The following is a 13,678-nucleotide window of genomic DNA, read 5'->3' as shown; positions in this document are numbered from 1 at the left end:
CCCCGGCCACCACCGCCTCCGACCCGCGCGCCACCACCGGCTCCGGCTCCGGGGCAGAGGCCGTGCCCGCGCCCGTGCCCATGCCCGGGACCGGGACAGGGACAGGAACTGTGCCGGAGTCCGGGACCGCAGCCGGGACCGCGTCCGTGCCTGTGCCTGTGCCCGGGACCGTGCCCGTGCCCGGGACCGGGACCGGAACTGTGCCCGTGCCCGTAACCGTGCCGGGGACCGGAGCCGTGCCCGGGACCGCGTCCGGTGCCCCCTGTTCCGGCGACGGCTTGCGCCGCTCCGTCAGGCCCTGCCGTTCGGCGATCACCCCGGCCTGGAAGCGGCTGTGCGCCCCCAGCCCGAGCAGCAGCTCCGAGACGTGCCGGCGGCAGGTCCGCAGCGATATGCCCAGCCTGCGCGCGATCGAGTCGTCCTTCAGGCCCTTGGCCAGGAGCGCCAGGATGCTCTGCTTGACCGTCTCCGAGATGTCGTGCGCCGCCTGCGGGCCCGTCGCGAACGGCGTCGCGTACTCCCAGTCCCGCTGGAAGACGTCCAGCAGGTAACCGAGCAGGTCCGGCTCCCGGATCAGCAGCGCCCCGCCGGTCCGGGACGGCAGGAAGCCCAGCTCACCGTCGACGACGATCATCTGCGGGAGCACCTCCGGCAGCGTACGGATCTCCGCCCCCGCCTCGATCAGCCGCTCCGAGTGCGCCCGTGTCGCCGGGTCGAAGCGGGTGGCGTGCTGGTAGAGGCTGCGCATCCGCACCCCCCGTTCCAGCAGTGCCAGGTCGCGCGGCAGCGCCTCGCGCAGCGCCGCTTCCGGGAAGGAGCCGCCGTGCTTGGACACGAGCACCTCGCTGCGGCAGCCGTCGATGACCTCCGTGAGCAGCTCGCGCACCGCGAACTGGTCGGGCAGGTGGTCGATCGTGCCCTGCGGGAAGGCGTGCTGCCGGGCCTGGAGGTAGACGGGGACGAGCCCGGTGAACGCGTCGCGCCGGCGCTGGAGTTCGTCCCTGCGGACCCGCAGCTCCTCCTCGTGCGCACGCAGCGCCGCCTCCGGTCCGGACAGCAGCCGAGCCCCCGCCGCCTGTGGACTGACGGCCTGCCAGCCGTTGCCGTCGACCCGTACCAGACAGGTGTCGGTGAGCAGGCGCACCGCGAGGCGGCACTCCTCCTCCGTCAGACCGGTCTCGCCCGCGGCCCGCGGCAGGTCCGGGGCGCGGAGCCCGCCGTGCACGAGCATCCACCGGTACAGGACGACCGCCGAGTCGTCGACCTCGGGCATGCCCGCTGCTGCCATGCCCGTCTCCACGTGCTTGCCTCCTAAAAGTGCATGGCACACAGATGATCCACTACGGGTCTGCCGCTGTCATCCCACGGCTGGCAGAGTCGGGAGCAGAAGGGGGACGGCGTGACCGGCCGGAACCCCGTCCGTCAGATGTTCTATGTCGCAGAGGAGTCGTCGTGATCAACAAGACCGTACGGGGGGTGGCGGTGCTGGCCGCCGCGGGCGTGGTCTGGATGGGCGCCGCGAGCACGAGCGCGAGCGCGACCACGACGACGAACACGACGGTGGCCACGGCCACGGCCGCGGACACGTCGACACTGCGTCCGGGCCGCTTCGGCGAGGACGACGACCGGGGCCACGCCTGCGTCTTCACGACCGCGTGGGGTACCGGCGACTGCCACCAGCAGCTCCACTAGGACCGCCCGGGCGACCGGGTGCGGGGGCGGCGGATTCCATCCGCCGCCGGTTGGGTGGACGTGGGCCCGAACCCGGTGGAAGGGCAGACATGACGGAACGGTCTGCGGGGCACTGCCCCGCAGACCGTTCTGATCCGCGAACGGATCGTCACCGCACCAGCTGAACGGGTGTGTCACCCGTGGTTCAGTGGAAGCTGGTGTTGTGGCACTGGAAGCTGGCGCTGCTCATCAGGAGCAGGCCGCCTTCCTCCTCGGCGATTTCCAGCTGCTGGAGGTTGAGGATGGACATGGTGTTCACCTCCTTTCCGTGCTCGTGCGCGCGGGCGTGTCACCCGTGGCTCAGTGGAAGCTGGTGTTGTGGCACTGGAAGCTGGCGCTGCTCATCAGGAGCAGGCCGCCTTCCTCCTCGGTGAGCTCCAGCTGCTGGAGGTTGAGGATGGACATGGTGTTCACCTCCTTTCCGTGCTCGTACGGGCGGGCGTGTCACCTCTCTGAGCGGAGGTTCCTTCCCGGCCGGGTCGGGCGCTCCCGCCGGAGGCGGGAGACGACTCAGGCGGCCGTACCGTGGCACATGTAGCTGATGGCGCTGGCGAGCAGAGCGGCGCCCTCCTCCTCGGCGATCTCCAGCTGCTGGAGGTTGAGGATGGACATGTCGTTCACCTCCTTCCGGCGGTGGGGGTTTCGCTGGACCGGGATCGGCACAGCAAGCTTCAGGCGGCGGTGGCCGGTGCCGGCCCGCCGAGCAGGGGCAGGAGATGGTCGGTGCGGCGGTGGGCCCCGTCCATCGCCAGGAGCACTCCCGCCGATCCGGTGGCGAGGTCCATCGACAGCCGGACCAGGTGCCTGCCGGGGAAGGCGAGCCCGCCGCCGTGGGGCACGGCGTGCCGCCACAGATCGTGCCGGTGCCCCCGGAGCGCGGCGTCGTCCTCGGCGCCGTGGCCGACGGCCGTCAGGAAGTACAGCAGTCCCGCGCGGCCGTCGAGCAGACCGGGGAAGACGGTGAACTGGCCGCGTGCCGCGAGCCGGATCGAGTCGAGGGCTTCGGCCAGGCCCGCCCCGGTGCGGTGCTTCAGGAAGGCCGCCAGGGCGAGTCCGATGCCGGTGGATCCGGTGCCGAGGTAGAGCACGGACCGCCAGCCGTCGTCGACCTGCAGAGAACCCTCGACGTCCACGCACCGTGCGAGGTCGCGACGCAGCGCCTGCTCGGCGAGGTCGAGGTAACCGGGCTCGCCGGTGCGTTCGTGGAGCCGTACGAGGAACAGCGCGGCTCCGGCCGCCCCGGTCATGAGGCCCGCGCCGGGGTCCTTGACGGCCGGCTGGCCGAGGGCGGCCTCGATGCGCTCCGCGACGCGGTCGGCTATGCGCAGGGCCTGGTCGAGGTGGCCGCCGTCCCCGCGCCGGGCGTGGAAGCCGAGCGCGGTCAGACCCGTGCCGGGCAGTCCGGTCAGCAGACCGAGGCTCGTCGGTTCGCCGGTGCGGTCGAGGGCCCGGCCCAGGATCTCGGTCGCCTCCTCGTGCCGTCCCAGCAGGTCGAGGACGGTGGCCACTCCGCAGGAGCCGTTGAAGAGGCCGACGGGCGCGCGGTCGATGTCCCGCAGCGTCGCGGCGACGAGCCAGTCGGTCCACGCGGGGTCGACGGCCATGCCCGTGGCGTGCAGGGCGTACAGGACACCCGCCGCGCCGTTGGACAGGTTCGTCCCGCCGCCCTCCCGCGCCCCGTCGGGATCGTTGGGGAAGAGCCGGTCGTCCCGCTCGGGGGTGGCGCAGGCGGTGAGCGCCGCGACCAGCCCCGCCCGGTTCTCCTCCCAGTCCCCGCCGACCGCTCCGGGGCCCGGTGGTGCCGGTGGGGTGGTCCCGGCGATCGCGGCCATGGCGGCTGCGGCTTCGTGGGCGTAGCCGGCCGGCAGGGGGAAGAGTTCGTGCGCCCAACGTGCCAGCTGGCCGGGCTTGGCCGGGTCCGGGTTGGACAGCGCCGTCAGCGGGACGAACTGGTCCAGGCGCAGGGCCGCCAGGCCGTAGGCGTCGACGTCGGTGCCCGTGACGTGGGCGGGCGCCGCGAACCCCGGCGCGCCCAGCAGACCGGTGCGCTCCTCGCCGATGCGGTGCGCGGCTTCCAGGTCGATGAAGGTGACGGTGTCGTCGGGGCGCACGATGACGTTGTTCGGGTGCAGGTCGCCGAAGACGACCCCGGCCCGGTGGACGGCGGCGACCGCCGCGGCGACCTTGTCGAGGACCGCGAGCGCCCAGTCGGTGTACTCCGCGTACGTCTGCGGTGTCGCGCCGGGCCGCACCAGCGGCAGGCGCCGCACGCCGGCCTTCGCCAGCGCGTCGCCGTCGATGTGCTCCTGGACGAGGAAGTCGTGCTCCCAGTGGGTCTCGTAACCCAGCACGCGCGGTACGAGACCCGTCCCGGCCAGCGCGGTGAGCATGCGGTGCTCGTGCCGCAGGCGGGCGACGGCGTCCAGACCCCGCGCGTCCAGCCCGGCCAGGGGCCGTGCCTCCTTCAGCACCACCAGGTCACCGGTCCCGGTGTGCTTGGCCAGGTAGACCCCGCCCCCGTTGGAGAAGTGCAGCGGCCGCACGATCTCGTAGGGCAGGTCGACGCGGCTGATCACGCTGAACCGTTCGATGCGTTCGCGGACGAAGCCGGGCATCGGAGCCCACTGCGGCGGGGTGAACGCCGCGGTCCGCGGATCGGCCACCGGCGTTCCGTCCGGCCGGACGATCGCCAGCACCGGAGCGTCGCCCCCGTCGTCGGCCCACATCGCGGCGAACGCCCCGTACCGCAGGAACACCGGGCTGCGCTCGCTCCAGCGCAGGTCGGACAGGATGTACGGGCCCTGCTGCCCGTCCAGCGCGTCCGTGAGGCCGTCCAGCAGCGTCTTCAGCTCCGCCTCGTCCGCCGGGTAGACGGCGATGAACTTCCCCGAGGAACCGCGGTGGGCGTACTTGGAGTTGAACGCCGTCAGCAGCCGGCCGCTGCGCAGGTACTTGAAGGCGACGCGGTGGGCGGTGCAGACGGCGGCGGCCCTGTCCAGGACCTCCTGGGCGGCCGGGACCGAAGCCGAAACGTGGATCTTCCAGCCCTGGTTCGGCAGCGGTCGGCCGAAGAACACCCGCACCCAGACGTCCGCGTCGTCCTGCACCACGGTGGCGTCGCCCACCTGCGGCGGCGTCCAGCGCTCGTCCTCGTCCCCGATGCGCTGGGGCACGTCGAAGAACACCGGGTCGGCCAGGCAGAACGCATACATCTGTTCCAGATTCACGGTTTTCTCCTCCCGGTATCCGCTCCGCGGCCCGCCGGCGGTTTCCGGTGGACGGTCGGTTCGTCGTTCATGGCCACCACTGTGCGGCGGGCCGGTCCTCGTGCGATGAACGGACGGCCATCGCCGCTGATCACAGCCGACGATCGGCTGCTCATCAGGTGTGGACGGGCACCGGCGATCTTCATTCCAGGCGGCCGCGGGGCCGCGCATCGTCACGGACACAAGGGAAGAAGCCCCCCATGATCAACTCGCAGCGCTTCCGGCTCGCGCTCGTCGCCCTCGCCGCCTCCGCGGCGGCGCTCACCGCGGTCCCGGCCCAGGCGGCGCCCGCCCAGTCCCAGGTCCGGACCCAGGCCGCGGCGACCGCTCAGGTCGCGGGCCTGGCGGACTCGCTCGCCTCGCCGATGCGCTGCCGCGACGACGGCCAGGGCTGCCCCCCGCCGCTCAAGAGCCCGTGCGGCACCGACGACGCGCCCACCACGATCGACTTCTGGTCGGACCACATGTTCGACCGGATGGCCGAGCGGGGCATCACCGAGCAGCAGGTGCGGGCCGTCGTCGCGACCGGCGACGGCTGGTGCCAGGTCACGCAGAAGACGTTCCTGTACAAGGTGGACGTGGGGGGCAGGATCCTGGCGGTCGTCGTCGGCTGGTCCCGCAACGGAAACACGGCCGTCACCGCGTACTGGAAGTAGAAGAAGTAGAGTCGACGCCGGCCCGTCCGGGTCCCCCCTCCGGACAGGCCGGCGCCACACCGCCGTACACGCAGTCAGATCGCTCGACACCGCCGAGGAGTCCGGATGCGGGCAGGGGACGGAGCCGGCGGCGCGCCCGGCGGTGACCGAACCCCCCTCTTCCGGCTGCTCGGACCGGTCCGGGTCGGCCTGCCCGGCGACCCGGCGGCCCGCCCCGGACCGCCGCGCCGGCAGGCGGTCCTGAGCGTCCTCCTGCTCCGGCGGCGCCGCCCGGTCACGGTGGCCGGACTCGTCGCCGCCGTCTGGGGGGACGACGCCCCGGCCAGCGCGGCCGGGAACCTGCGCACCCACCTGTGGGCGCTGCGCACCCTGCTCGAACCCGGCCGCACCGCCCGCGAGCCGGCCAGGATCCTGCGCGGCGACGAACACGGGTACGCACTGCACACCCCGCCGGAATCGGTCGACGCCTGGCGCTTCGAGCACCGGGCCGAGGCCGCCCGGCAGGCCCGCGAACGCGGCGACACCGCCGCCGAACACGCCCTGCTGGCCGACGCCCTGGCCCTGTGGTCGGGGGAGGCCCTGGCCGGCGTACCCGGCCCGTTCGCCGACGAGGAACGCACCCGGCTCGCCGCCCTGCGCACGACCGCCCGCAAACGGCACATCGTCTGCGCCCTGCGCCTCGGTCTGCACCACACCGTGATCCCCGAACTGACCGCGCTAACCCGTGAGTTCCCGCTCGACGAGGAGCTGCGGGCCCTGCTCATGCGGGCCCTGCACGGCTGCGGCCGACAGGCGGAGGCGTTCACCGTGTTCGCCGACACGCACCGGACCCTGGGCGAGGAACTCGGCGTCGCCCCGTGCCGGGAACTGACGGCCCTGCACGCCCGCCTGCTCGCCCATGACCCGCCGCCACGGGCCCCCCGCCCGGCTCACGCCCCCTCCCGGCCGCCGTACGACCGGCCGCCGTACGACCGGCCGCCGTACGACCGGCCGGCGTACGACCGGCCGGCGTACGACCGGCCGGCGCTCCCGGACGAGGCGGAACGCGCCCTCGCCGAGGCGCGGAGCGTCCTCACCGAGGGCGCGGACCGTGGCGTCGTCCCCGTCCTGGTGATCACCGGACCCTGCGGGGCGGCCGGTACGGCCCTGGCCGAGCGGATCGCCGACGGCGTCGCCCACCACTTCCCCGACGGCCGGCTCTTCGCCGACCTGCGGACCCGGGGCCCCGTCCCGGCCGCCGGCGCCGGTCCGCTCCTGGCCCGCCTCCTCCACGCCCTCGGGGTCCCGGCGGCGAGGATCCCCGCCGATCCTGAGCAGCGGGCCGCGCTCTACCGGTCGGCCCTCGCGGTACGGCGCGTCCTCGTCGTCCTCGAAGGCGCCCGGGACGCGGCGCAGGTGCTGCCCCTGCTGCCGGGCACTCCCGGCAGCGCCGTCCTCCTCACCACCCGCTCCCGCGTCCTGGCACCCGCCCTGCCCGCCGCGACGCACATCGAGCTCCCCGCCGGCCCGCGCACCGAGGCCCCGTACCGGGGCGAGGCCCCGTACCGGGGCGAGGGCGCGGACCCCCTGGCCCCCACCGCCCCGCCCCAGGACGACCTGCCGCCCGAACTGGCCCGAGCCGCCCACCGGCTCACCCGCTCCGGAGCCGGCCCGACGTCCGTCGGCGCCCTCGCGGCCGTACTGGGCACCGGCTTCACGGAGGCGGCCCTGATCGCGGAGGCCCTGGTGGACGCGGGGGTACTGGACACGCCCGCCGCGGGCACCTACCGCCCGGCGAACCGGCCCTGAACGACGGGCGGCCGACCGCTCTGCGGATTTCGTGACGCGGCGCGGGAGTTTCGTTCGCACCACCGGGAGACCGGAGCCGCGCGGAGCGGCCCCGCGCCGCCGCGCGCCCGCTCGATCCGGCCGAGCCCGGCCACGCCTCCCCGCATGCCTCCTAAAGGTGCATGGCATGCACCTGATGCTTTCACGGTGCAGTCATTTCACCGGCTCGCCTGGCAAGGTCGTTCCAAGCCCGGCGGGCCGGTCCCCCTACCGCTCCGCCGGGCCATGGGAATCCGTCTGCCCTTCAACGGAGGTGACGTTCGTGCGCACGATCCCCGCACCGATCCCGACCGGACCGTTTCCGGCCGCCCGCCCCCTCCCCGGCTCCGCGGACGGGCACCCCGTCAAGAGGAGGGACGCCACGATGGACGGCGCAGAGCCGGAACCGTTCTTCTCCGTGCTCGGAGCGGTCCGGGTCCGCAGGGGCGACTCGTCGCTTGCCCTCGGATCGCCACAGCAGCGGGCCCTGCTCGCGATGCTCGTCCTGCGCCGCAACGACGTCGTGGACCTCGACGAGATCGTCGACGGCCTCTGGGGGGAGGAGCCGCCCCGCACGGCGGCGGGCACGGTCAGGTCGCACGTCTACCGGCTCCGCCGCGTGCTCGGACCCCGGATCGCGACCCACGGCCAGGGCTACCTCCTGCACATCGCCCCCGGCGCACTCGACCTGGACGTGTTCGACGGGCTCGTCGCCGAGGCCCGCGCGTGCACCGCCGCCGAAGGAGCCGCGGAGGCGGCCGAACTGCTGGCCCGCGCACTGCACCTGTGGCAGGGTGCCCCCCTCGCGGGCCTCCCGGGTCCGCACGCCGGGATCCACCGCGAACGCCTCACGGAGCTGCGGCTGTCGGTGCTGCTGGAACGCATCGAGCTCGACCTGCGGCTGGGGCGCCACGCCCGGCTCGTCCCGGAACTGACCGGCCTCTGCGCACAACACCCCCTCCACGGGCGGCTGCGGGAACTGGCCGGACTCGCGCTCGCGCACAGCGGCCGCGGCTCCGCGACGGCACCGCAGGAGCGGGCCGCCCGCCCGCACGCGGCCCCCGGAACGCCACCCGCCGCCGCCCAACCCCCGAACCCCGCCGAACCCCCCGCCCATCCGCACCACACGACCGCGCCCCCGCCCCCGTCCCTCCCCAGGCCGGCCCAGCTCCCCTTCCCCCCGGACCGCCTCATCGGCCGCACCGAGGCGGTGGCCGACCTCCTCGACACGCTCACGACACCCCGCTGCGGATCCGTCACCATCGCCACGGTCACCGGCACCGCGGGCGTCGGCAAGAGCGCGCTCACCGTCCACGTCGCCCACCGGCTGCGGGACCGCTACCCGGACGGGCAGCTGTACGCGAACCTGCGCGGCACCTCGGCCGACCCCGCGGACCCCGCCGCCGTCCTGGCCGGCTTCCTCCAGGCGCTCGGGCTGCACGAGCCGGAGATCCCGGACGGTCCGCAGGAGCGGGCCGCGCTCTTCCGCACCACCGTGGCCGACCGGCGGATCCTGCTGGTCCTGGACGACGCCCGGGCCACCACCCAGGTCGAGGCGCTGCTCCCGGGCTCGGCGACCTGCGCGGTGCTCGTCACCGCCCGCGCCGCGCTGGACGGGCTGCAGACCGCCCACCGCGTGCGCCTGGAGCCCCTGGCCGTCCCCGAGTCGCTGGCCGTGCTCGGCGACGTCGCGGGCCGGCAGCGGATCGCCGCCGACCCCGGACAGGCGTCGGCCCTGGCCGAGCGGTGCGGCGGACTGCCCCTGGCCCTGCGCCTCGCCGGCGCGCGCCTCGCGGCCCGGCCCTCGTGGTCGTTGTCCGACTTCGTCCGTCTGCTCGACGGCACCCACCCCGCCTTCCCCGCCCTGCCCCCGTTCTCCGTGTTCCCCGCGCCGGCCGGATCGCAGGACGGCATCACGGCGTGCATCCGGCCCAGCTACGACCTGCTCGACGACGAGGAGGCCCGGCTGTTCCGGCTGCTGGCGCTCCCCCGCCGGGGTGCCACGGACATCGCGGGGGCGGCCGCCCTCGGCGGGCTCCCGCCGGCGCGCGCCGGGCAGTTCCTGGAACGGCTGACCGGGCTGGGCCTGCTGGAATCCCCCCGTCCGGGTGTCTACCGCCAGTACCCCCTGCTACGGATGTTCGCGGCCGAGCGCTCCCGCGAGGACGACCGCCCCGAGGAACAGGCGGTGGCCATCACCCGCTTCCTCGATCACCTGCTCGCCGAGGCCCGCACCGTTCACGCCGCCGAGCGTCCGGGCCACCGCGTCTTCGGCCCGCACCCCCCGCACCCCTGTCCCGGCCGCCCCGACAGCCGGCGACGGCTGGTCGACCCCGACCACGACGGCGCGCTCGCCGTCGCCGCGCAGATCCTCGAAGCCGTGCCGTCGGCCGTCGCCGTGGCCGCCGATCTCGCGCTCGCCGTCGAACCGCTCCTGGAGGGCTCGTACCTGTGGGCCGAGTCCCTCGAACCGCTCCGCCGGATCCTGCGGACCGCCCGGGACCAGGGCCACCTGCGCGCGGCGGGCCGCGCCGGCCACGTGCTCGGCAGCGCGCTGGCCCACCTGGGACGGGTGGACGAGGCGGACCGGATCCTGGACGCCGCCGAACACGCGGCGCGCGCGGTCGGGGACGACGCGGTGCACACCGGGATCCTCAACCGCCGGGCCCACGTCTGCCAGTACCGGGCGCAATGGCACCAGGCCGACGTCCTGCACCGGGAGGCCGTCACCGCCGCCGAGGCGTACGGCAGCGACTGGGCCTGCCGCAACGCCCGCGCGAGCAGCGTCAGCACCCTGCTGCGCCTCAGCCGGCACGACGAGGCCGCCGAGATCAGCCGGACCACCCTCGCGTCCGCCGTCGACGCGGGGGACCGGGGAGGGCAGGCGTACGCCCTCTACAACCTGGGGCTCACCGCCCGTCACCAGGGCCGCACCGACGAGGCCGTCGACCGCCACCGGCAGAGCGCCGAACTGGGAGCGCGGTACGGATCTCCCGCGATGGAGGCGATGAACCTGGTGTCGGAAACGGCCGCCCAACTGGCCGGGCACCGCCTGCCGGCCGCCGTGGAGAGCGGCGAGCGCGCGGTGGAGGCGGCCCGCAGGCTCCGCTGGCACACGGCCGAAGTCCGGGCGCTGCGGCTCCTGGGCACCGCGCTCGCGGCCACCGGCGACCGCAAGCGCGCCAGGGCCCGCCTCGACCAGGCCGCCGACGCCCTCACCCTCTCCGGCCTGCCCCGGAACCCGCACGACCCGCTCCTGCCCCCCGACGTCCCGTCGGACTGAGCGGACGCGCCGGCCACCGGCGCGCGGTTCCGCGGGACGAGCGGTCGCACCCCACCGGGATCACCCCGCCGGGATCACCCCACCGGGATCACTCCGTGGCGCGACCCGCCACGGGCCGGCCGGTCCCGGGGGCCGAGCGGCGGGCCAGCAAGGCCTCGACGATCCTCATGAGCAGCTCACCCGCATGTCCCACGCTCCCGTTCTGGGCGCTCACCTGGGCCCCTTCGAGGACGAAGGTGATCTCCGCGGCCGCCTCCTGCGGATCGGTCAGCCCGGCCCGTTCGCACAGACCGGCCAGTCGGCGCAGCTGGCCGGCCTTGTGGGCTTCGATCAGCCGGCGCGCCGGGTGGGTGCGGTCGGGCAGTTCCGCCATGGAGTTGATGAACGGACACCCCCGGTGGGAGATCCCGGGAAGTCCGTCGGCGATGAACCGGGCCATCCCCAGGATCTGCGCCCGGGGATCGTCGGGGTGCGCGTCCTCCAGCCGGTCGAACACGGCGGTGTAGTCGGCCGCGACGATGCGCAGCCATTCCTCCACCAGCGCGTCCTTGGTCGCGAAATGCCGGTAGAGCGCCATCTTGGTGGTCGCGGCCCGGTCGGCGATCGCCTGGACGCCCACCGCCTTGATGCCCTCGCGCGAGAAGAGCTCCTCCGCCGCGTCGAGGATCCGCTCCCGGGGCGGCAGCTTGGCCACCCTGGTCTGCCTGCTGACTCTGTCCATGCTCGCCATGCGGTCCCTCATCGGTCCGGTGGGGCGTTGCACCGCCTGACGGCAATGCTACGGTACCGACCAGTCCTGCGTGATACCGATCGGTCTCATCAGATACCGATCGGTAGCGCCGGCCCGTACCGATCCTCATGAACGGACGCAGATGAAGCTCTCCGAGTACGTGAACCACGACGGCGTCGGCCTGGCCGACCTGGTCGCCCGCGGCGAAGTGACCGCCGCCGAACTCGCCGCGACCGCCCTGCTGGCGTCCGACACGGTCAATCCGCGGATCAATGCCGTCGTCGAGACCTGGCCCGCACAGGACACGCCCGCTCCCGGCAGTACGCCGCTGGCGGGCGTGCCCTTCCTGATCAAGGACCTCGCCGTCACGATGGCCGGCAAGCGGGTGGAACTGGGCAGCCGCCTCGCCGCGGGAAACGTCGCCGAGGCCGACTCGTCGCTCATGGCGCGCTTCCGTCGCGCCGGGCTGGTCACGCTCGGACGCACCACGACACCCGAGTTCGCCTACAGCACCACCACGGAAGGCGTCCTGTACGGCGCCACCCGCAACCCCTGGGACCCGACCCGCAGCCCCGGCGGATCCAGCGGCGGCTCGGGAGCCGCCGTCGCCGCGGGCATCGTCCCGCTCGCACACGCCACCGACGCAGCGGGCTCCATCCGCGTCCCCGCCGCCGCCAACGGCCTGTTCGGGCTGAAGCCGACCCGCGGCCGGATATCCATGGGCCCCGACGCCGACGAGGTCTTCAGCGGGCTCGCCGTCCACGGCGCCCTCAGCCGTTCCGTACGCGACAGCGCCGCGCTGCTGGACCTCGTCCACGGCCCCGAGGCCGGTGACCCCTACGCCGCCCAGCGGCCGGAACGGCCCTACGCACAGGAGGTCACCCGCTCCCCGGGCAGCCTCAGGATCGGCCTCCTCACGCGGCCCTGGGGCGGCCGGGCCGTCGACGCGGCCGTCGTCGACGCCACACTCCGCGCCGCCCGCCTCGCCGAGTCCCTGGGACACCGGGTCGAGGAGGTCCGGGTCGACCTCGGCGTCGGCTGGGAGGAATTCGTCCTGGCCAACGCCCGCATCTGGAGCACCCACCTGGTCAGCTGGATCGACGGCCTCGCCGCCGCCCGCGCACGACCCGTCGACCCCACCACCGTCGAACCCGAGGCGCTGGCCGCGTACGCCTACGGACGGCAGGTCGGCGGAACGGAGTTCGTCCACGCGCTCGCGATGCGCAACGGCGTCGCGCGCGCGATCGGCCGCTACTTCACCGAGTACGACCTGCTGCTCACCCCGACCCTGCCCGAACCGCCCGTTCCCCTGGGCACCTACGCCGAGGGCGCCGAGGGCACCGACGGCCCCGGCTGGATCGGGCAGCTCTTCCACCGCTCGCCCTTCACCGCCCCGTTCAACGTCGCGGGCACCCCCGCCATGTCCGTCCCCCTGGAGACCGACCCCGCCACCGGATTCCCCGTGGGCGTCCAGTTCGCCGCGGGATACGGACGCGAGGACGTCCTCTTCCGTCTCGCCGGACAGCTCGAACGGGCCGCCCCGTGGGCGCGGCGGACCCCCGCCGTGTGGGCGGGCCGTCACGACGGCGCCTGACGTCGGAGCGGCCTCCGGCCCGGCGGGTCCGCCGCACGGATGGCAGACTCCACGGATGCTGATCGACGACCTCCCCGCAGGCCTGGACGCCCGGCACCCCGCCGAAGAGGACCATCCCCGACTGCTCGCGGTACTGGACACCTGGTGGGGCGGTCTCAAGGGCGAGGCCGGGTCCAGGGAACGCGCGCTGCTGCTGCCCCGGCTCTACCTCCAGCACTTCACCACCACCAGCCTCCTGGTGGAACGCGACGGCCGGGAGGTCGCCGCCTTCCTCATCGGGTTCCTGTCGCAGACACGACCCGACACCGCGTACGTCCACTTCGTCGGCGTCGATCCGGCGCTGCACGGGCAGGGGGTCGGCCGCGCCCTCTACCGGGCCTTCTTCGCGCTCGCCCGGTCCCGGGGCCGCCGCTACGTGGAGTGCGTCACCAGCCCGGAGAACACGGCGTCCCGGGCGTTCCACACCCGGCTCGGCTTCACGCCCCGCGCCCCGAAGGCGGACTACGACGGCCCCGGACTCGGCCGCGTCGCGTTCACCCTCGACCTCGGCGCGGACCGGGAGCCGTCCCGCCGACCCTCGCCGTGACCGCCGCGCGCGACGCGCGCGGCGGG

Annotated in this window: 11 protein-coding genes; 6 read left to right on the top strand and 5 right to left on the bottom strand. The window is 74.5% G+C overall.

All coding sequences use genetic code 11. The features are described 5' to 3' along the window. Positions 1-1,288 (bottom strand): LuxR C-terminal-related transcriptional regulator (locus tag ABZW32_RS36590; RefSeq protein WP_356224734.1); only part of this gene is annotated, 1,288 nt, incomplete at its 3' end. A 164-nt stretch (positions 1,289-1,452) separates the two neighbouring features. Here ABZW32_RS36590 and ABZW32_RS36585 point away from each other — a divergent pair. Further along, a complete protein-coding gene (locus ABZW32_RS36585) occupies positions 1,453-1,692 on the top strand; it encodes a hypothetical protein (RefSeq protein WP_356224732.1) in 240 nt (79 codons plus the stop codon). A gap of 184 nt (positions 1,693-1,876) precedes the next feature. Here the strand turns inward: ABZW32_RS36585 and ABZW32_RS36580 are convergent, their stop codons facing one another. The 3 genes from ABZW32_RS36580 to lanKC all read right to left on the bottom strand — a co-directional run bounded on the left by ABZW32_RS36580 (position 1,877) and on the right by lanKC (position 4,958). Further along, the gene (locus ABZW32_RS36580; RefSeq protein WP_209441813.1) at positions 1,877-1,981 is read right to left on the bottom strand and encodes a class III lanthipeptide; all 105 of its coding nucleotides are present in this window, start codon (positions 1,979-1,981) and stop codon (positions 1,877-1,879) included. Positions 1,982-2,031: 50 nt separating this feature from the next. Then, entirely contained in the window at positions 2,032-2,136 is a 105-nt protein-coding gene (locus ABZW32_RS36575) for a class III lanthipeptide (protein ID WP_199813778.1), read from the bottom strand. A 266-nt stretch (positions 2,137-2,402) separates the two neighbouring features. Next, positions 2,403-4,958 carry a class III lanthionine synthetase LanKC gene (lanKC, locus tag ABZW32_RS36570; protein ID WP_356224730.1) on the bottom strand — a complete coding sequence of 852 codons (2,556 nt, stop codon included), beginning with the start codon at positions 4,956-4,958 and terminating at the stop codon, positions 2,403-2,405. Positions 4,959-5,197: 239 nt separating this feature from the next. On the opposite strand from lanKC, the gene ABZW32_RS36565 reads away from it, so the two are divergent. The 3 genes from ABZW32_RS36565 to ABZW32_RS36555 all read left to right on the top strand — a co-directional run bounded on the left by ABZW32_RS36565 (position 5,198) and on the right by ABZW32_RS36555 (position 10,742). Beyond that, the gene (locus ABZW32_RS36565; RefSeq protein ID WP_356224729.1) at positions 5,198-5,653 is read left to right on the top strand and encodes a DUF4258 domain-containing protein; all 456 of its coding nucleotides are present in this window, start codon (positions 5,198-5,200) and stop codon (positions 5,651-5,653) included. Positions 5,654-5,758: 105 nt separating this feature from the next. Then, positions 5,759-7,441, top strand: a complete 1,683-nt coding sequence (locus tag ABZW32_RS36560; protein WP_356224727.1) for a BTAD domain-containing putative transcriptional regulator — start codon at positions 5,759-5,761, stop codon at positions 7,439-7,441. 403 nt (positions 7,442-7,844) lie between these two features. After that, on the top strand, positions 7,845-10,742 hold the full coding sequence (locus tag ABZW32_RS36555; protein ID WP_356224725.1) for a BTAD domain-containing putative transcriptional regulator: 2,898 nt from the start codon (positions 7,845-7,847) through the stop codon (positions 10,740-10,742). Between the two features lie 88 nt (positions 10,743-10,830). Here ABZW32_RS36555 and ABZW32_RS36550 read toward each other — a convergent pair whose 3' ends face one another. After that, entirely contained in the window at positions 10,831-11,463 is a 633-nt protein-coding gene (locus tag ABZW32_RS36550) for a helix-turn-helix domain-containing protein (RefSeq protein WP_356224723.1), read from the bottom strand. 151 nt (positions 11,464-11,614) lie between these two features. Here ABZW32_RS36550 and ABZW32_RS36545 point away from each other — a divergent pair, with 151 nt between their 5' ends. Both ABZW32_RS36545 and ABZW32_RS36540 read left to right on the top strand, forming a co-directional pair. Further along, a complete protein-coding gene (locus tag ABZW32_RS36545; RefSeq protein WP_356224721.1) occupies positions 11,615-13,066 on the top strand; it encodes an amidase in 1,452 nt (483 codons plus the stop codon). A 55-nt stretch (positions 13,067-13,121) separates the two neighbouring features. Continuing rightward, a complete protein-coding gene (locus ABZW32_RS36540; RefSeq protein WP_356224719.1) occupies positions 13,122-13,652 on the top strand; it encodes a GNAT family N-acetyltransferase in 531 nt (176 codons plus the stop codon). Positions 13,653-13,678 lie beyond the last annotated feature (26 nt).

The organism is Streptomyces sp. NPDC004667 (genome assembly GCF_040609475.1).
Taxonomy (GTDB): Bacteria; Actinomycetota; Actinomycetes; order Streptomycetales; family Streptomycetaceae; genus Streptomyces.
The sequence above is the reverse complement of the archived record's forward strand: the minus strand, read 5'-3'. Positions and strand labels throughout refer to the sequence as shown.